The sequence below is a fragment of the Methylomonas paludis genome (assembly GCF_018734325.1).
Classification (GTDB): domain Bacteria; phylum Pseudomonadota; class Gammaproteobacteria; order Methylococcales; family Methylomonadaceae; genus Methylomonas; species Methylomonas paludis.
The window spans coordinates 2489865-2509520 of sequence record NZ_CP073754.1 but is presented as its reverse complement, the minus strand read 5'-3'; the positions used below and the strand labels follow the sequence as shown (position 1 = coordinate 2509520).

At 48.6% G+C, this 19656-nt stretch carries 17 protein-coding genes and 1 tRNA gene; 6 read left to right on the top strand and 12 right to left on the bottom strand.

The window, feature by feature from the left end:
- Window positions 1-12: 12 nt before the first annotated feature.
- Entirely contained in the window at window positions 13-744 is a 732-nt protein-coding gene (locus KEF85_RS11300; protein ID WP_215580610.1) for a DUF3581 domain-containing protein, read from the top strand.
- Here KEF85_RS11300 and KEF85_RS11295 read toward each other — a convergent pair.
- On the bottom strand, window positions 741-1403 hold the full coding sequence (locus tag KEF85_RS11295; RefSeq protein WP_215580608.1) for a class I SAM-dependent methyltransferase: 663 nt from the start codon (window positions 1401-1403) through the stop codon (window positions 741-743). The genes KEF85_RS11300 and KEF85_RS11295 overlap by 4 nt on opposite strands.
- Before the next feature lie 139 nt (window positions 1404-1542).
- Here KEF85_RS11295 and KEF85_RS11290 point away from each other — a divergent pair.
- Window positions 1543-1619 (top strand) — tRNA-Asp (locus KEF85_RS11290).
- A 45-nt stretch (window positions 1620-1664) separates the two neighbouring features.
- Here the strand turns inward: KEF85_RS11290 and KEF85_RS11285 are convergent.
- From KEF85_RS11285 to KEF85_RS11275, 3 genes are all read right to left on the bottom strand, one after another.
- Window positions 1665-2876, bottom strand: coding sequence for a hypothetical protein (locus tag KEF85_RS11285; RefSeq protein WP_215580606.1), 1212 nt, complete (start codon window positions 2874-2876; stop codon window positions 1665-1667).
- 230 nt (window positions 2877-3106) lie between these two features.
- On the bottom strand, window positions 3107-3439 hold the full coding sequence (locus KEF85_RS11280) for a YnfA family protein (protein WP_215580604.1): 333 nt from the start codon (window positions 3437-3439) through the stop codon (window positions 3107-3109).
- Between the two features lie 58 nt (window positions 3440-3497).
- Complete coding sequence (locus KEF85_RS11275; protein WP_215580603.1) at window positions 3498-4001, bottom strand: NUDIX hydrolase; 504 nt, start codon at window positions 3999-4001, stop codon at window positions 3498-3500.
- A 67-nt stretch (window positions 4002-4068) separates the two neighbouring features.
- On the opposite strand from KEF85_RS11275, the gene KEF85_RS11270 reads away from it, so the two are divergent.
- Window positions 4069-4665 carry a TetR/AcrR family transcriptional regulator gene (locus tag KEF85_RS11270; RefSeq protein ID WP_215580601.1) on the top strand — a complete coding sequence of 199 codons (597 nt, stop codon included), beginning with the start codon at window positions 4069-4071 and terminating at the stop codon, window positions 4663-4665.
- Here the strand turns inward: KEF85_RS11270 and lplT are convergent.
- The 4 genes from lplT to KEF85_RS11250 form a co-directional block, all read right to left on the bottom strand.
- Window positions 4643-5818: a lysophospholipid transporter LplT gene (lplT, locus tag KEF85_RS11265; protein ID WP_215580599.1), complete on the bottom strand. Its 1176-nt coding sequence runs from the start codon at window positions 5816-5818 to the stop codon at window positions 4643-4645. The genes KEF85_RS11270 and lplT overlap by 23 nt on opposite strands.
- 48 nt (window positions 5819-5866) lie before the next feature.
- Window positions 5867-8023 carry an AMP-binding protein gene (locus tag KEF85_RS11260; protein WP_215580598.1) on the bottom strand — a complete coding sequence of 719 codons (2157 nt, stop codon included), beginning with the start codon at window positions 8021-8023 and terminating at the stop codon, window positions 5867-5869.
- Between the two features lie 176 nt (window positions 8024-8199).
- Window positions 8200-9372: a phosphoglycerate kinase gene (locus KEF85_RS11255; protein WP_215580589.1), complete on the bottom strand. Its 1173-nt coding sequence runs from the start codon at window positions 9370-9372 to the stop codon at window positions 8200-8202.
- 118 nt (window positions 9373-9490) lie between these two features.
- Window positions 9491-9631, bottom strand: a complete 141-nt coding sequence (locus tag KEF85_RS11250; RefSeq protein WP_215580581.1) for a hypothetical protein — start codon at window positions 9629-9631, stop codon at window positions 9491-9493.
- Between the two features lie 162 nt (window positions 9632-9793).
- Between KEF85_RS11250 and KEF85_RS11245 the strand changes: the two genes are divergently transcribed.
- Window positions 9794-11539: an NAD-binding protein gene (locus KEF85_RS11245; RefSeq protein WP_215580579.1), complete on the top strand. Its 1746-nt coding sequence runs from the start codon at window positions 9794-9796 to the stop codon at window positions 11537-11539.
- Here KEF85_RS11245 and metA read toward each other — a convergent pair.
- The 3 genes from metA to KEF85_RS11230 are packed head-to-tail and all read right to left on the bottom strand — an operon-like array spanning window position 11534 to window position 13764.
- On the bottom strand, window positions 11534-12598 hold the full coding sequence (metA, locus tag KEF85_RS11240; protein ID WP_215580569.1) for a homoserine O-succinyltransferase MetA: 1065 nt from the start codon (window positions 12596-12598) through the stop codon (window positions 11534-11536). The two genes, KEF85_RS11245 and metA, sit on opposite strands and share 6 nt — an antisense overlap.
- Window positions 12599-12602: 4 nt before the next feature.
- Window positions 12603-13451 carry a P-loop NTPase family protein gene (locus KEF85_RS11235; protein WP_215580568.1) on the bottom strand — a complete coding sequence of 283 codons (849 nt, stop codon included), beginning with the start codon at window positions 13449-13451 and terminating at the stop codon, window positions 12603-12605.
- A gap of 13 nt (window positions 13452-13464) precedes the next feature.
- A complete protein-coding gene (locus tag KEF85_RS11230) occupies window positions 13465-13764 on the bottom strand; it encodes a DUF6763 family protein (RefSeq protein WP_215580566.1) in 300 nt (99 codons plus the stop codon).
- 254 nt (window positions 13765-14018) lie between these two features.
- Here KEF85_RS11230 and KEF85_RS11225 point away from each other — a divergent pair, with 254 nt between their 5' ends.
- Entirely contained in the window at window positions 14019-14225 is a 207-nt protein-coding gene (locus KEF85_RS11225; protein WP_215580564.1) for a SlyX family protein, read from the top strand.
- A 66-nt stretch (window positions 14226-14291) separates the two neighbouring features.
- Here the strand turns inward: KEF85_RS11225 and KEF85_RS11220 are convergent, their stop codons facing one another.
- The gene (locus KEF85_RS11220; protein ID WP_246534892.1) at window positions 14292-15497 is read right to left on the bottom strand and encodes a D-alanyl-D-alanine carboxypeptidase family protein; all 1206 of its coding nucleotides are present in this window, start codon (window positions 15495-15497) and stop codon (window positions 14292-14294) included.
- 335 nt (window positions 15498-15832) lie between these two features.
- On the opposite strand from KEF85_RS11220, the gene KEF85_RS11215 reads away from it, so the two are divergent.
- A complete protein-coding gene (locus KEF85_RS11215; protein WP_215580562.1) occupies window positions 15833-19306 on the top strand; it encodes a PPi-type phosphoenolpyruvate carboxykinase family protein in 3474 nt (1157 codons plus the stop codon).
- The last annotated feature ends 350 nt before the right edge of the window (window positions 19307-19656 follow it).

Sequence of the window (19656 nt, the reverse complement as noted above, 5' to 3'; positions counted from 1 at the left end):
AATAATAACGATATGTTTTTAAAAGAATATTTTAATTCAGAGCAAGGCTATGTCAAAATTAGCGCCGAGCAGGCCAGCATGTTTGCCAAAGAAGTGGCCCATGACTTCAACCCCTTACATGATGTAGACGCCAAACGCTTTTGTGTGCCCGGTGATTTATTGTTTTCTTTGGTATTGCAAAAATACGGCCTGAGCCAGCACATGCACTTTATCTTTTCCGGTATGGTTGGCGATAGTGTTTTGCTGGACTTTCCGGCTACCGATGCCGAACATATCGATATTACCGATAATCAGGGCAAGACATATTTACAAATCCAGCGTTCCGGGCCGATTATCCATGATCCCGTCACAATTGAACTGTTGATTCGCGATTATGTCGCCTTTTCCGGGCAAAATTTCCCCTATGTTTTGGTGCCGCTACTGGAAAAACAGAATGTTATGCTCAACATCGATCGGCCTCTGGTCATCTACGAAAGCATGACACTGAGGTTTGATCATCTGGATTTTCAAGAGCCGCAGTTAGAAATGCTGGAGCCGCAGGTGGAAATCAACGGTAAACGGGCTACTGCCTACCTGCATTTTCAGATTAAGGACAATAGCACCAACACGGTCGGCACCGGCTTTAAAAAACTTGCTGTGAGCGGTTTACGCGAATACGATCATGGCCCCATGCAGGCTTTTATTGATGAATATCTAGCCCGTAAAAATGAGTATTTGGAAAACATAGCGCTGGCGACTGGTTAAGCCCGGCTATCAGCCGCTTTAAAAATCACCACATCTGCCGCTATAAATTCTAATTGGCATTGATTTTGTTTTGCCAGCCACAGTAATGTGGCTGGCGAAAAGAAACTGATATGGGTTTGGTCATTTTTATAATGCCAGGTTTGGAATGCTTGCGCGTCCTTAACCAGTTTGGTCATTACCCCCAATATTCCACCTGGTTTCAATAAACCGAACAAGCGCTGAAATTCCAGGTCGGGCCGGCGAAAATGTTCAACCACCTCGCTACAGGTAACAAAGTCATAAGTCTGCTCAAGCACAGCACTATCATCAGCATAAAACGGATCATACTCAGCCAAGGTATGTCCCATCTGGCGCAACATTTCCGCCAGTACCGGTCCTGGCCCGCATCCGTAATCCAGGCCCTGCGCCGAAGGCTTTACTCGCGCCGCCACCGGCTCCGCCAGCCGGGCTAAAAATCGCCGATAGCCCGGATCATCACTATGATTCTCATGCAAATCATAAATTGCCCGTTCTGCTGCGGCCTGCAGATGCTGATGCGCCGCCACAAACACCAACCGGCAAACATCGCATTGCCAATAATCCCGGCGTCGATCTGCCCAAAAAAAATCGCTGTGTTCGGCCAGACACAAAGGGCAAGTCGGAGTAGCGGATAACTTCATTACCAAATCCAAAATTAACTGTCGGTAAAGATTCCGCTTAATATGCCTGCCGTAACCCGGAATCCGGGGTAGAGACAAAATTTGCCGTTATACTTGAGTTTTTCCATAAATCAGGTAAAATGCTCGGATTAACCATTGCGGAGCGGTAGTTCAGTTGGTTAGAATACCGGCCTGTCACGTCGGTGGTCGCGGGTTCGAGCCCCGTCCGCTCCGCCAATCCAGTTATATTTCCTGCCAATTTCCCGGCACATATCTTCTTCCTCAAGCCGACAACTGCTGATGCAGTGTACCCGCTATCAAACTGTTAGCCTGTTTAGCCAATAATTCACTGATTTTTACCCTGATTTGGACTTCGTCCAGTCCAGAGTACTGAGCCGCCTTGACCAGTGCCGCATAGGCATCCAGTACATCTGTCGCGCCTATCTCATAACCGTAACCGCGAGCTATCCAGTTCAGCGCACTTAGCCCGACCGCAATGGCAAACTCGGGGCGTTGCTCGGCAAAATCACGGCTGGCTCGAATCAGCGTGCGCGGATCGGTAGGTGATTGCTGCGCCAGTTCAGTAGCCAGATCAAACAGACCGGCGCTTTTGGCAGCAGCAAACCATTTTCCTTCGCTGCCAGGGTGCCGGGCAATCAGATCGCGTAAAATATCAGCCGGCTGCAGTTGCGGATATTTTTTGACGATAGCCCGGAATGTGGCCAGATGCGTGGTGTTTTGATTAGCCGTCAGCGCATAGCGTTGGTAGGCTGCCTCAGCTAATCCTGATGAAAGTAATATCGCTTCGCAGGTTTGGGCAATGGCTACAACTGGAGCATTAAATTCAGTGCCGGCCTCAGCGTAACGGATGGCCTGCGCTTTCCTGCCCAGCGCCAGCAAGGATTTAACGCCCCAGCTGCGATAAGTCCACCATTGAAACGGTGCCGTTTCCAGCAAAGCCAGTAACTCCAGATGTCGCCCCGCCGCATATAATGCCGATAAACAAGCTACTGTCCCGCAAAAATGGGCATGACCTGCAGTTTGCGGTCCCCAGCTGTCTTCCAGCAAAGGCAAAAAATCATCAGCCCATTCTGATGCCGCTTCCGGGGTAACACACAACTCCCCCCAGTAATCCCCCAAAGACTCAATATAAGGCACATGATCAACCTGTATCGCTTCCCATAAACGCTCCAGCCAGCGATTACGCTGAGCAGGTTCCACCTTAGCCTGACAAATAATCGGCACCAGAGTGGCAATTGCCCGCTGCACCGCACTGCCGATAGCGCCAGAAGAGCTATCGACCTGTTCAATTGCCGGTGAAATCTTCTCCAAAAACAGCACAGCTCCAGCTGCAGCCAGTTCAGGCTGTTGCTTGGCGAGTAGCTTGATCTCTGCCAATGCTTCCTTGATACGCAGCAAAGGCTTGTCAGACCTCCAGCCAAAAGCATGATAACGAAAACTGGCAGCAAACTGCCATTTGTGGGCGGTGGTCATGAGCGAGGAATATCCTGTACTAGCGAAATTAGGAAAAACACATTTCAGATGACATGCATCCTAACTTAATTTTAGGTGGAACGGGAGCTTAAAGCGATAGTTATGGCTCAATATCGCGATGGCAAAGCCAGAATATCTTGGATTTGATGGCTATGGAAGCAGCATCATGGCTGACAGATGTTGAGTTGCGTTTACATTCAGTGCTTCACCCGCCTGCAAACCAACTCAAATCAGCCATTCTTGGGTGCAAACATAATAATAGCCATACCAGTTAAGGCTACAGCAGTGCCGAGTAAATCCCAGAGCGTCGGCTTAATGCCGTCCACCAGCCACAGCCAAATAATTGCCACAAAGATGTATACACCGCCGTAAGCCGCATAAACCCGGCCTGCTGCGGTCGGATGTAAGGACAGCAACCAGGCAAACAAGGCCAGACTTAAGGCCGCTGGAATCAGCAAGCCTATACTTTTGTCTTGCTTAAGCCAAAGATAAGGCAGGTAGCAGCCTACTATTTCTGCGATGGCCGTTAGCAGGAATAAAGCGATGGTTTTCAGTTCCAACATAGCATATCCTACATATTGGTCGGCACACAGCCTCTGAGTGAAAAATCCAACAGCAGATTTACATGCTGCCTATCAGCCGAAAATTACGCCAAATAATCTTAAAAGTATCGGTGAACTGTGGATCATTTTTATCGACAATGGTGTTGATATCCTTGAGCGAATACCAAGCTCCCTCATCAATTTCTGCGGGCTCGAGTTTCAGCGGGCCGTTATACATACAGCGATAAACCTGAATAAATTCCATGCCCAGTTCTGGACAGGCATCCAACTTAAACAACTTGTACAGCAAGGCAGTGATACCCAATTCTTCCCATAATTCCCGGTGCGCGCAGGTGTCGTAGCTTTCCGTTCCGTCCACATGCCCCGCGGCAGAAGTATCCCATAAACCTGGATTCAAATCCTTGAACATAGAACGTTTTTGCAGAAATAGCCGTCCTTGTTCATTAAACATAAATATATGCACAGCTCGGTGTCTGAGTTGTAATTGATGAACTTCTTGGCGGCAGCGCAGCTCAATCAGCTCATCTTGTTCGTTAACAACAGGTAGCAGTTCGTTTGGCATGATTTACTAGCATTTTTGATTGATTTTGGTGTATGTTACCCACTTTTTGCGATACATAGAAGGATATATGGCCAGAAGAAGAGAGCATACTCTGGAGCAAATCAGGGAAATGGTATTAAACGCCGCCGAAAACATTATTGTTCAGGAAGGTATTGACGCGCTGACTGTGCGCCGGATTGCCGCAGATATAGGTTATACCGTGGGTAGTATCTATATGGTTTTTGCCAATACCCAAGAGTTATTTTTGCATATCAATGGTCGCACCTTAGATCAACTAACCCAGCAGTTACAAGATATCCCGGCAACCGATAGCCTGGAACTGCGTATTAAAACCCTGACCAGCAATTATCTGGAGTATGCCAGCGCCAATCTCAGCCGCTGGCGATTATTGTTTCAACCCGGTTTGGTGGATCATACCCAGCTACCGGTATGGTATAAGCAAAAAATTCAGTTGATGTTTGACCCAATAGAAGCATTATTCGGGCAATTATCCACTGATATTGAAGATGCTCAAACCCAGTTGGCCGCTAAAACCTTGTGGTGTGGAGTACACGGTATTTGTACCATGACCCTGGGCGGCAATCTCGGTCCGGTTGGCCTGATCAGTACCGAAACCGCTGTGCATTTACTGGTAGATAATTTTATTCAAGGTTGGCGGCGCTAGTTGTGGTCTGTGGCATAGTCAGCATTAACAGTATAGTGGCTGTAATTATCAGTATACCCAGAAATTGCAATGCAGCAATGGGGCTAAGCTGTTGCGCGGCTGCCAAACTGTATATGCCTACAGACAGTAACATGGCGGCGTTTTGAAAGAAATTCTGCATGGCCACTGCGCCGCCGCTGCCTATGCTGAGTTGACCCTGTTCCTGTAACGCGGCATTGATGGGTACGATGAACATACCGCCGGCAGTGCCCATTAACAACAAAACACCTCGTGCAGCCCAAACAGTGTCGGTAAAACTCAGACCGATAATCATGGCTCCCATCAGATAAGCGGGAATCCGGGCCCGGCGCAAATGTTCCAGAGGAATGATTTTTGGTACTAGTGCCGAACCGAGAATAATCCCCAAAGCCAGAAACAGAGTAAGCTCAGCAATATCGGTGGCAGTGCGCGTCAATAATACCAGCGGCGCCCAGGCAATAATGATTACCCGGACACTCGCGGCGCCGGCCCAGAACATGGAGCCGCCCAGTACCGCAAAACGAGTGCGTGGTTGCGCGATAAAATAGCGTATTTCCCGATAAAACAGCCGGATTTTCCAGCCGTCAGGCACCGGTTTGCTGCTGCCCTTAGGCAGCAGCAGGGCAGCGGCGGCAGAAATCAGCAATAACAAAATCGCACTCAGCATGGACCAGTTTACCGAATAGTCAGCCAGTCTGGCTCCGGCCACCATCCCGGTTAAAATTGCCAGAATAGTCGAGCCTTCTATCCAGCTGTTGGCTTTAACCAATTCCTGATGTCCAGCCAGTTCCGGCAAAATACCGTATTTGGCCGGACTGTAAATAGCCGCGCCGATACCTACCACGGCATAAGCTGCTAAGGCATCAATCTGCAATAACACCAGGCCGGCGCCGCAGGCTTTGATTAAATTGGCCAGAATTAACACTCTGGCTTTAGGGTGGCGGTCAGCATAGATTCCCACCCAGGGGGCCAAACCGACAAAAGATATCAGAAACACACTTTGTAAAGCCGGTACATACCAGCCTGGCGTTTGGGGGGAATGCATCACCATGGCGATGACAGTGAACAGAATGGTGTTATCGGCAAATACCGACAGAAATTGAGCCAACAGCAAAATCAGTAGCGCTTTGTTCATTTTTTTATGCCGGTTGCAGGTCAGTAATGTTCAGAATATCCGATATGTTCAAAAATTGGCTTCAACCAGACTGAGCGCCAAAGTCTGTGCCGCGGCATAATCGGTCTTACCGGTTGCCAATGCCGGCAGTTTATCCACTACAAACACCTTTCTAGGCAGGGTAATGGCCGTTACGCCCGGTGAGGCATCAGCCAAGGTTTTGGCGCTGGCCGAGGCTTCAGTGGTCAACAATACCAGTTGTTCACCTTTTTTGGGATCCGGCAGACTTACCACCGCATGCTGGCTATCGGGCCAGGCCAGGATTGCCAATTGCTCAGCAGCAGCCAGCGATACCATTTCACCGCTGATTTTGGCAAAGCGTTTACTGCGGCCTTTAATGAAAATAAAGCCGTCCTCATCAACATGCACGATATCCCCGGTATCGTACCAACCCTCACCATAAGCTGCTGAACAGGGTGGAACCAATACCCCGGGATTATTCGGCAGCAAATAGCCTTTCATGATATTCGGGCCGGCTACATGCAGTTTACCTGCGTTTTCTATACCCGGTACCGGCTCCAGTTGGTGCAACATATCGGGCATAAACCGCCCCACGCTGCCGGCTTTGTAATCCATGGGCGTGTTTACCGAAGTCACCGGTGCCGTTTCAGTGGCGCCATAACCTTCCAAAATTCTGATACCAAATTTGTTCAACCAAGTAGTACGGGTGCTTTCCTGCAGTTTTTCGGCACCCGCCACCACATAACGCATTTTGTAAAAATCATAAGGGTGAGCTTTTTTGGCATAGGCGGCCAGAAAGGTATTAGTGCCAAACATAATGGTCGCACCAATTTCATAGGCTATTTCCGGTATTACCGCATAATGTAAGGGCGAGGGATAAAAGAAACTGGTCATCCCGCTCAGTACCGGCAGCAAAGTACCTACCGTAAAGCCGAATGAATGAAACATCGGTAAATAATTCAGAACCACGTCTTGCGGGGTAAAATCAATCCGAGCTTTAACCTGTTTCAGATTCGCCAGGATATTGGTGTGGGATAACACCACCCCTTTGGGTTCCCCTTCAGAGCCGGAGGTGAACAGTACTACCGCCGCAGCTTCAGCCTGATCGGCTTGCGGGCGGTACCAGTAATGGGCGGTTTTAGCCAGCAACAGGCCAAATAGTTTGTCTGTGCTGCGCAATGGCGCTGCCAAATCTTCCAGATACACCAAGCTGACTTGAGTCGCCAGCGTATCGGCTTCCGCTTGCAGGCCGGCCAGCTCAATGAATTTCCGTGAGCTTAACACGACCCGTACCTGACCGGTACGGCAGGCAGATATCATACCTGCTGCACCAATGGAAAAATTCAGCATGGCCGGGATGCGTTGATACAATTGCAAGCCCAGCACTACATTGAGGGTTTTACAGGTGTTGGGCAGCAGCACCCCCACGTTCTCGTTAACCTGAGTGATGGATTTAATCAGCCTGCCGACAATAATACTGCGGGTAATCAGGGCATCGTAACTCAAAGGCGCCCGTTCCAGATCTTCGGCAATAGTGTGCTTGCCACCGTGAATGGTGCGGGCTTCCAGCACAGCCGAAAATATGGTTTGCCGGTATTGGCTGGTACTGAACATCATTTCGGTCATAATGTTGGTAAGCACCTGACCGCTATGCTGACGACGCACCTTACCTGTGGCGGCATTACTGGTGTGAATTTGCGTGGGCGGTAAGATATGGATACTGATTGCCGGAAACCAGCGTAAGCGCACCTTACCTTGCAGGCGAGAGAAATGACTGTATTCGGCACCGTTAATGCGGATAGGCAAAATCATCGCACCGGTTTTGTCTGCTACCATGCCGGGACCATCATAAACCTTCATCAAGGAGCCGGTATCAGTGATGCGGCCTTCCGGAAAAATGACGGTTTTGGTATCGGTTTGCAAATAATGTATCAGCGCTTTCAGGGAAAGCGGATGAGTGGGATCCATCGGAAACACTTTAGATAGCCGTAAAAACGGCTTTAGCCACCAGCGTTGGGCAATATGGGTATTAATCGCAAAAGTGATGTCGTCCGGCAGAAACACACCCAGCAGCAACGGATCCAGGAAAGAGCTGTGATTAGCCACGATCAAGACCCGTTGACCGGCTAACTGATAGTTCTCCATTCCAGTGACTTTAACCTTAAATATCAAGGTCAGCAGCCGGTGTAGCACGCGCTTTAACATAAAAACTCCTGAAGTGTCGCTCAGCCATTGAGTACACAACAGGCTGATATCAGCCTTGAGCCTTGCTCCGCAACAGCAGGCGCAGCAAGAGTTTCCAGGCTGTTGTTATTATTGTATTGGCCTGTAGGGTGGGCGAACGCCAGTGCAGCGTGTCACTGGCGTAGACCTCAACCCAATTAAGCTCGCGCAGTCAGTATAGCCACTGCCGGCAATTCCTTGCCTTCCAGAAACTCCAGAAACGCCCCGCCACCAGTAGAAGTATAAGACACTTGGTCAGCAATACCGTATTTGTCGATGGCAGCCAGAGTGTCACCACCGCCGGCTATGGAAAACGCCGGGCTTTCGGCAATAGCCAGAGCAACGGCTTTGGTGCCTTCACCAAACTGATCAATTTCAAATACGCCTACCGGACCATTCCAGACGATAGTGCCGGCTTTTTGCAGAATTGCCGCGTATTGTTGGGCGGTTTGCGGTCCTATGTCCAGAATCAGATCATCTTCTGCCACATCGGCGACATTTTTCACCGTTGCAATTGCTGATTCGGAAAATTCCTTGGCGGTAACCACATCCACAGGAATCGGAATATCCGCGCCGCGTTCCTTGGCGGCGGCAATCAAACGTTTGGCTTCGTCAAGCAGGTCGGCTTCATACAAAGATTTGCCCACTGGATAACCTGCAGCAGCAATAAAAGTATTAGCTATCCCGCCGCCGACGATTAACTGGTCAACCTTGCTGGACAAAGATTCCAGAACCGTGAGTTTGGTGGATACTTTGGAGCCGCCCACGATCGCCACCAAAGGGTGATCAGGATGTTCCAGCGCTTTGCCCAGGGCGTCCAGTTCTGCTGCCAGCAAGGGGCCGGCTGCAGCAATCGGCGCATATTGCGCCACGCTATGGGTGGAGGCTTCGGCGCGATGCGCAGTACCAAAGGCATCCATCACAAAAATATCGCACAAAGCCGCCAGTTTTTGGCCCAGTTCCGGACTGTTTTTCTTCTCGCCTTTATTAAACCGCACGTTTTCGCACAACACCACTTCACCAGGCTGGATAGTCACGCCATCCAGCCAATCTTTTTCCAGGCGCACAGTTTGCCCCAGTAACTCGGTATAGCGTTCTGCTACCGGCTTCAGGCTGGATTCTTCATCATAGACACCCTCGGTAGGACGACCCAGATGCGACAACAAAATCACCGCTGCACCGCCGGCCAAAGCCGCTTTAACAGTGGGCACACTGGCCTGGATACGTAAATCACTAGTAACTTTGCCGTCTTTAACCGGTACATTCAAATCCTGGCGGATCAATACCCGCTTACCTGCCAAATCCAGATCGACCATTTTTTTTACAGACATAAATTCTCCTGAGGTTGAAAGAGTGAAACTATTATAAGCTGTTCTTGCTAAAAAGAATCCTGACTATCAGCGATGCGCCTAAGTTAAAGCCTCAGCTTAACTTAAGCGCATTACATTATTAGTTCGGCAGACTGGAAATTTCGCTTTGCAGCTGGCTGATGGGCTCATCACGTAACGGCAAGTCAATGATACGCGCCAGACCATGCTCGTAATCAGCTTCGCCCCACATCAGTAAATGCCCATCATGCGGTGCAGCCAATCGCCCCAGCTTTATTGCCGCTTAATACCAACTATAAGGCCATAAATACCCAATAATGCCAAAAAAATCAAAAGTTTTAGGTATTTTTTAGGTATTATTTAGTCTTGACTCTCATTTTAGGTTTGTTTAAAAACCATGAACCCGTTGTTTTCCCAACGAATCTTGTCAAAAATTACCCATAAACTGGTTAAAAATGAGCAAAACATCGTGGTATTTGCCATTTTTAGCAGTATTTTTCTGTTTGGGCTGGCCGGATTGTCCGACATTTGGGATTTCTTCCATCATCCTCTGGTTGTCACGGGTGACTTAGCAATCTGGTGGACTTGGTTGAATCAGCACTGGCAGGAAAAACTCTACCAGTTTGCCAAATTCTTGCTGTCAACTTCAGCAATATTGGCATTGATATTGGCTTATTTACGCCAAAGCGGAGCCTATTTGGATGAACTGCGGGCCCGGTTGTTCCTGCGTAATCACACCATCATTGCCGGTATGAACCAGCGCAGCATCATTCTGGCCGCCGATCTGGCTCACCAGGGCCAGAGCGTGGTCATTATCACCCTGGACAGCAAGTATGATGAGACTCTGGAAATCAGAAAAACCGGCGTTTGTGTATTACAGGGCGATGCCACCAATCCCGCCGTGTTGCGCAGTGCCGGTTTTCAGCATGCCCGAAATTTTGTCTGCATCACCAATCAGGATGATATCAATATTGCCATGCTGGAAGCGGCCAGAATCTTGCTGGATCAGCATGCTGCCACTCAGAAACCCACCTGTTTTTGCCATATCCAGAGTCCGCTGTTGCGTAATCATCTGGAGCAGTTAACCATCATGGGCGCTCAGGGTGCAGGTCACCGCTTCCGGTTGTTTAGTATTGAAGAAAACACAGCCAGTGAACTGTTGCGCCGTTTTCCGCCGGAGCGGCATTTAGCGCTTGAACAACAGGCAGAAGGTGTTCATGTGGCTTTCTTGGGTCGAACTGAACTGGCTTTTATGCTGGCTCTGCAAATGGCGCAATCCTGCCATTACTGGCGCGCAGATTATCAGGCGCAAACCATGCCCCGAGCGCGCTTGACTATTATCAGTCCCGATGCTGAGAAATTATTAACCAGCATACGCCAACTCTGTCCGGCTATCGATAATGTATTGATTATTGAAGCCGTCACGGAAGCGCCTGATGACTACAGTATCTTATCCGCCTGGATCAATACCCAGGGTAAACAGCTTAGCCAGTTTTATGTGGGTTTGGCTGATGAAATAACCACCTTGGCAAGCGCTGGGCAAGTACTCAAACTATTGAAAAACCAAGGGCTGGATAAGCCCGGCAAAGTCGTTGCCGTTATGCCTTTGCGCCCGCATCCAATCAAACCCCGCTTCTGGGGAGTCGATGCCAATCTGGCAGTGCTGGAAACCCTGAAAAGTTGTCAAAGCGATGTCTTGCTTTCCGGTGTAAACGATACGCTGGCGCAAATTGCCCATCAGGATTATTTGGATCAGGCATTGCGTAACGGAAAACAGCTAGGGGAGCGGCCGGCATTGGCCGCTTGGGATGATTTGAATGAGTTTTTGCGAGCCGGCACCCGTCAGCAAATCGCCCATATCAATATTAAATTGCGAGCCTTGGGCTGGGGACTGGTAAAACAACATGCCGTAGACCGGGATCAGTTTTTAGCGGCAATTTCCGCTGAACAACTGGAACAAATTGCCGAAATGGAACATAGGCGCTGGTGGGCGTTTCATCTGATCCATGGTTGGACATATGCGCCTAAACGCGATGACAGCAATTTGCACCACGACTGTCTGCTTCCATATCAGCAACTTAGCGAGCATGTTAAACAGTATGACCGGTCAACTGTGCAAAACATTCCGGAACTGTGTCGTAAAGCCGGTAATGGGTTACGCAGATTATAGTCCCAGCGGATTATCGGGATTAATACCGTCCATAAACGGAATCTGGCGATCCTCATTGGTCAGCTGATAAACCTTGCCCAACCAATTATTGAATACCGCTTTGGCTGAGTCTCGCCAGGTTATATCCAGTCGGTCTATGATTAAATGTTCAGGCATAGGCAATAGTGGTGTGGCGTTTTTTTTGGCAGCCTGGACATGCTCCCGGTACTGACTGAGGATTTGTTGCACCTCAACATCGAAATAATGTTCGGGGTAGGGCGGGTAATCTTCACATTCGCCCCGATAAAAACGCATCACTTCGCGTTTATATTCTTTCAGTAAACTAATGTCGTCGTATTCAGGATGGCCCTGAAAGAACACAATCCGAAACCCGTCAGCGCTGACCGCCAAATGCACGCCGGCCTCTGCGCTGGCCACCAGCACTTTCAAACCCTGTTTTTCCATATCGCAACGAAAAATTTCGTTATAGCGGGAATGCGGCACATCAAAACGGGTATTGATTTCCGCCATCAGCGGATGTTTTCTATCGACGACTTTATGGCTGAAAACCCCCCAGCATTTACTGGGCAGCCGGGTTCTTTCAATACCGTAACAATACTGGATCAGGGCATGGCTAGCCAGACAGGAACAAAGTATGGATGTCACATTTTCTCTGGCCCAGGCAAAAACTTCAGTTAATGGCTGCCAAAACACCTCCTCCTGCAGGTGTGCCTTGGTAACATTGGCACCACTGATAATCAGGGCATCCAGGCCGTCAGCCTTAATTTGGTCAAAGCTTTCGTAATAACTGTCAATGTGTAACTGTGCTTCCGGGCTTCTGGGTAAGCCTTCTATGGTAAATGGATGAACATGAAACTGGGCAATCTGATTGCAAGCGCCAACCAAACGAAAGAATTGTCTTTCGGTGGCTTGCAGAGCGGCATCAGGCATGATGTTAAGTAAACCAATGTGTAATTCTCGTATGGATTGCTGGTGAGCGCGAACCGGAGTCAGTATCTCCTCACCCTCCTCCAGCAGACGCCGAAACGTCGGCAAGTCGGTATGGGCAACTAAAGGCATTATATTATTCTTGTTGTTGAGCTATGGCGGCAGCGATCAGATTGATGAAATCAGCCTCGGTATTGATTTTAGCCGTGTCTTCAGCACTTACAGTATAACCGTATTGTTTGGCTATCGCCTCGTAACGCGGTAACCGGGAGCGAAACAATTCTGGAAATACCCAACTGACAAAAGCGTCGGGAATAATTTGGTCTGTCGATTGGTAGTCATGCAATTTCATGAATTCAGCCAGTTTTTCATCGACAAAGCCTGGGCGATAATAAAGCGGCTTAGGGTCCAGTTTGGCCCGATTAATAATGATTTGTTCCATAGACTCCGGGATCTTGATATAAATGATCAGCGTATGGGCGGCCAAATTTTCCAGCACTTCCAGACTGTCCAGCTCACAAACGCTGCCTCCGGCATCATTAATAAAATGTTTATAGCCGTAAATGCTTTCCGCTTTGTGGATAAACTCCGGGACATCCAGCATTGCCGCAATTTCGGCCTGATGGTGCAAAGCCTGACGGCGTTTGAACTCAGGCAGTGATAAACCGCCATAGGCCGGGTTGCCGATCTTGCCCAGAAAACTGGACACCGGAGCCAGATTGTCGACCGTGATATTACTGCAAATATAGATAGAGTCCGATTTCAGCAAATCGCGTAAAAACGGTACCCCCATGGCCTGTTGTTTAATATTGTCCAGAATAGGCTCTTCCAGATATTTGGTACCGATCCGGTAGTCACCGGAATAATGAAACCATTTGTGTTTAGGCAATTTATTGGAAAGCGTGGTCTTGCCGGCGCCGGACATGGCCAGCAAAGTAATACTTTTGGATTCCCAGTCCAGGAATTCTTGCGGAGTCATCTTCATAAAGCACTACCCACTACAGCAAATCGCTGATGTCCAGGTCTTCCTGATCCAGGCGCACATGGCGATCCGGATCGGTGTAACCCAGATCGTCTGCTTCAATTTCATCAAACGGGGCACTCCAGTCTTCCGGGTCTTCGATGTAATCAATGGTAGAACCGTACCAGGCTTCATTATCGTATTCACCCAAATCGCCGTTAGCGTATTGCACCTCTATCGATTCGTCGTTTCCCTCAATAGCCACCACCTTGAAGCTAAGGTTGTGCTCTAAGTCTTTATACCAGCGGCCTATAACCGGATCAGTAATAGTAGTCATCGTCTTATCCCTAAAAGTGTGTACATATAAATAATAGCTGAGTTTGAGTCGGTATGGCGAGTAGTTCCTGAATCCAAAGTCATTTTTTATTTGGAAACAGGCTGACCATTAGGCAGGGCTGTAGGCTGGGTAGAGCAGCGCGATAATCAGCAGATACTTTGAAATAACCAGCTTTCTGTCGTTCAGTCTGTTGGTGAATCAACAGTAGAAATTGCTATAATCCGGACTTTAACGTAATTGTACAAGATAGGGCAATGTCCGAAACCAGAATCATTGAAATAGAAATAAAACAGGCTTATCAAGAAGACTTGATCCAGTCTTTAAACACAGTAGTGGCCAGGCAGCAAAATCAGATCAGCAAATTGGAAGAAACCTGCAAACTGCTGCACGACAAAATCAAAAACCTGGCACTGGATGGCAGTCAGTCAGCTGTTGGAGATGAGAGGCCACCGCATTATTGAGAAATATCCAGGGCCATAAGGCCCTAGGCTGGGTTGAGCAACGCGATACCCACCAGAAAACCTTGCTTAGTAATGCCGCTTGGGTGCGCTGTGATGATGAGGTTTAGGGATAAAGTTATGGCTGGCCGCAGCAACAACAATCGGCTGTTTCCGCTCCGAACCAGTAACAGCATCGTTTTTGACTGTATGCAATACCCTGCTGTGCCGGTGATACTCGGCGTGATGATGGGGGGTAATTGCTTTGAATTTGGCTGGATGATGAACCGCAGGCTGAATCAAGGCCTTGCTCGCCGGTGTAACATGTTGGGCTGCATGCCTGACTTGCGGTTTGATCAGGATCGGTTCGTAACGATTGCCTGTGCCGGCATCAGCACCCATTTGCTGGGCACTGCCCGCGCAGCGGTTAGATGACAGCTGGAATGGCGGTGGGGAATACAGATCACTTTTGAGTTGGGAAACATGAATACCCGGCTCCGCACTATTGCTTTTTTCAAAGCCTACATCCAGCAAGTTTTCCATTTGGGCAAAGCGTTCCCCGCTACTGTGGGCACCCAATAACACACCGATTAAACGATGACCGTTACGTTTGGCCGAGGCAATCAAATTATAGCCGGAGCCGCAGGTAAAACCGGTTTTCAGGCCGTCAGCATCAGGGTAACTGCGCAGAATCCGGTTGGTATTCGGCAATAAGCGGCCTTTATAAGCAAATTCAGTGACTGAAAAATAATGATAATAATGCGGAAAATCTCTGATTAATGCCAGAGACAACACGGCTAAATCGCGGGCACTACTAATTTGACCTTCATCGGGTAGGCCGCTGGCATTTTCAAATGAGCTGCTGGACATACCCAATTGCTGAGCCTGATGCGTCATCATATCGGCAAAATGTGCTTCACTGCCGCCGAGCCGTTCAGCCAGCAGTACCGCAGCATCATTAGCTGAACGGGTCGTTACAGCTAAAATGGCGTGTTCCACACTGATATTTTGGCCGGTGCGTAATCCTAATTTAGAACTGGGCTGCATCGCGGCATGTGCGGAGACGGTGAGTTGATCCTGCAAACTCAATTCTCCAGATCTCAGCGCTACAAAAGTCATATACAAAGTCATGACTTTGGTCAGAGATGCCGGATACCAGCGCTGGGCAGCCTCGGTTTCATGAATCACTCGTCCGGTTTCGGCGTCAATAACAATGGCAGCATAGCGGGCGGATGCGCTAACGCTATGTAATATTGAGATAATTAAAAATAGTAGGGCAAGTTTATATTTAGGCACAGAGTGATAGCTGTTAATTTACGGTAGGAAAACAGTCTAAGAGACTGACTGTATTATTTAATCAGAATTATCGATTTCAAAAAAGCCCATTTCGCAGGAAAAATAATTTTATTCACAGATGATTAATCCCAGGCCAGATGCGGCAGCCATGTCAGGCCGTTTTGCCATAAATATGTCTAGTCATCTATGATAGACTAGCCGCGAAACACTTTAGTCACATCATTGGCTTGCTTTGCTGATCGTAAGCGGGTCCTAATGCCTACAGGGATGTAAATACGCTGACTTTTGCAGCTAGTGCAGAGCATCATTAAATTAATCATCATTGTGGGGTAATTATGGATTTTCAAAAGGCGCTGGGTCTTGTGCGAGAGGATGACGACACAAGTATCAGCAAAGAGCAGTTGCATCTTTACATCAATCTAAAGCTGGCTTCTTGCGGTCAGCCTATCTGTATCGACCAAACTTCTGCAGAGTTTATCAATATTGCCCAAGATTTGTTGAACAGTTATCAGGAAAAAAGTCGACGCCTGGGCAGTACCGCGCTGTATCCACCCGATCAGCGGATCCAGAACTTTTTAGACAGCTATTTGATAGACTTGAATTTAGGCAGCATTCCCAGCTTACCCAGTATTACTTTTGAACTAGATCGCCATGGTGTGGCCAGAGAGCTTTCCTTGCCGGTAGGCAAAGACGAGTTTATTTCCGAAATTGTCTCCAGTTATCGCGTCAAACAAGGGGTTTTACATAATCCCGCCAGCGACAGACGTACTACCCAGGGATCATTTCATATTGCCGAAGGTGGATTACCGGTGCCGAGTGACAAGAAACTGGTACCAAAACTGACATTTGCCTTAATGTTGGAACATGCGTTGAATCCACCGCAAAACTTATTGGTATTGCCGTTTACCAGCGAACAGCCGCAACCAGCCCACATGTTTGCCTCCTTGCTGTTACGGCCGATTATTTGTCCGGAAATACCCGGCATCGAAGCTGAAAAATCCATGGAAATCCGTTTTTTTGCGCCCGGCAATCTGGTTAGTAATCTGGATTTTGTGGAAAGTATTTTTGGCAACGGCGGTAATCCCTCCCTGCCGGATGCCGATGCGGCACTGGATCTTGAACACTGGTCCGGTCATACCGGATGTGTGATTCTGGCCCCGCATCTGACCCGCTTAACCAAGCAGGAACTGGGTTTACCGCATTGGGCTGAGGCAACAGAACGCCAGCGCACTGAGGGCATGTGTTGGAAAACTGAGGATGAGCTGTATAACGATGGTCAGGCCTTTAAATTAACAGCCAGAGATCGCAGCGGCGTAATCGTGACACTGCTGGCAGATAATTACTATGGCTATTGCAAAAAAGAAGTAAAAACCCAGATTAGTTTTGCCGCCAACTTATTCGGTATGGCCGAAGAAGAGCATGCCGGCGGGGCATTGGCGTTTCAGCGTTTTAATCACGGCGAGGAGTTTGGCATCGGCAGCTTAACTCGCGAACCAGGTTACGATTTTGATGACATGGTAGCGCGATATGGCGAGATTATGGATATTAAGCCTGAAGGCTATGCACAGGACAAACTTTATCCGCAGATAGTTTATGTGCCGCAAGATCTGCGTATGAATATCACCAACCAAACCATTACCTGGCAGAAAGCTCAGGAAACCCATACCATACGCTTACAACCCGGCAAAGTCTATATCCAGCCGAACGGCTATAAAATAGAAATGTGCAAGCATCCGGGTGCGCCATCCTGGCGTTTGATTGGAACTGCTGCTGAAGGCACTTTTTGCCATAAACCCAGTACCGTATCAGGGGGGGGCAAATCCGAAATTTCCAAATCCATTGAAGACTCGGTGATCTATGCACCCTTGTTTGTCGGCGATTTGCAAAAGGATCTGGATTGGGCGCAGAGCATTTTTGACTACGACTTTAGCAACCGGTTTTTGACCGGGCATGAAAATGAAGATCGGCAACCTTCTCGCAGCTCACTAAGCCCAAATCGCAGCCTGGGCTCCCTGATTAAATTATTGACGCCCTCACCGCTGCATACCGAAGCCTATAACAACTGGCTGAAGTCCATACCGCCGCGAGTTCTGGCTCTGGTATTTGTGATCAAACGTTTTTATCGTCCCGAATGGGGTGAAAATTGGCGCGAACATCTGTCTGTGGATGTGGTGGATGGTGCACCGGGCCATGCCCTGAAACTGGATCAACGCAAAATTGTCGCCACCTATTTCCGGATTGGCTTTGATTTACAAGGTGCCTGGCGGACATTCAAAGTTCGCCAGGATTATATCGCCTCCGAGAAAATTCAGATGGAGGACGATATTAGCGCTTCAGCAGTTATTAACACCGATTTATTACGGCCCTGCTTATCCCCAGATCATCGTCAGCCTAGCGTCAAATTGGTCAGCAATTGTGAATACCGATTATTTCAGCGTCCGGATGATGCGATCACCCCTGGCTACGACAAGCAGACCGAGGCCAATTTGGCGGAATCCGGAAACTTCATATCAAATTTTGAACCTTTGGCCGGCGAAAAATTGGCAGCCGTGGTGGAAGATGTTTTAACTTTTTCAAATTTTACTGCACCGATGCAAAATCTGTTAACAGCCGCCTATCGCCAAGGCAGCGGTTATGTGGTTTCCTCTGGACATCCGCGCCTGATTAACGGCAAACCTTCAAAAAATCCGCGTTATCTGGAAACCAGAGCCGATCTGGTAAATCCACTGCGGAAATATGTCGCCGAAATAGGCGTGCGGCTGCATCGCAAGCTGGCGCTGAATCAGCCGGTGCTGCATCCGGTCGATGCGGTGCTGATGGGGCGGCGCAACAATCCGCCAGACGAAGGTATTCGTTCTCTGGCTGTCTATAATCCTATTCATTATCAGGAATTGCCGGAACTATTCATGGATTTTATCAGTTCACTGACCGGTAAATCCCCGTCAACCACAGGAGCAGGTAGCGAAGGCGCTCTGACTAAAGGCCCGTTTAACGCATTACGCGCCACTAGTGATCTCAATAACGCCCTGGTATCGTTCATTCTCACCGGTTATGCCGGATTCTCCAGTTCGGCCGGCTTTATTGGACCCAACTATCAAGTTGATCACGATATTAGCCTGCTGATACCGGAAATCTGGGTACGCCTGACTTATGAAGAACGGCAACCGGAATATTTAATCCAGCGGGGTTATCTGGAGCGTTTGACGGATTTTGAGCATAACGGAGAGCAGGTATTGGCCAGTCGGCTGGGCTATCGGATTACCACTAATTTTGTGCGTGGCCTGATGGGAAAGATTTTTGATAATCCCCATTCGGTGTTTACTGACGAAATTCTCCAACCGGAACGCCAGGATCTGGATGTGTTTGTTGATGGCATTAATCATATTGTCGAAACCCAGCAACGGGTTGCCAAGCAATATTTTGCCGATGGCAGTATAGAAGATGCCTGCCCACCTTTGGCGGCCTTATTGCATATCATGGCTTACGGACATTATCAGGGCAAAGATGCCCATGATCCTGAAATTCGCGCCATGTTTACCCGGGATAATTTGCTTGCTACCACTTGGTATCAGCAACGCTTGCAAACCAAGCAGCAACGCGATATTGCGCTTTGGCAAGGCCATATTGATTATTTAGCGAAAATATCATTGGATAATGTTAATGCCATGTCGCTGAATCATTTGCAATTGGGCGAACGTTGTCAGCGTGCTCAGCGCAAATTACAGGCCCTGAAAAGTCCCGAATACTTAACATTGTTGCAAGGTAGTATTGGTGCTGATCCACTAGAGGGGTATCGCTATAACAAATGAGGCGGGGACAGCTTTGCTAACGACTTATTTAGCAGACAAAAGTAGTCTCTGCCCGTCTATCGGGCCTGACTGACTGAACAAGTTATCTATCCGTTTGACTGGTTGGATGACAAGTTTAGAGGATTAGTTTATATTGCCGAAACTCAGCGCAGATTTCGGTAAGCTAATAGCTCATCAATCCGATAGCTTGATTGGGTGTCAGGGTGTCTTGGCAGAGGTTTCAACAGTGGGGATGCTGTAGCAAGCCTATAAGGATGTATTCACGGCGTCCTCTGCCAGGACATCCTAAAGTTCATCTTTGCGTTGATCAGTGGTATTCAGGCCCGGACAGATTCCGGGCATTGATGACT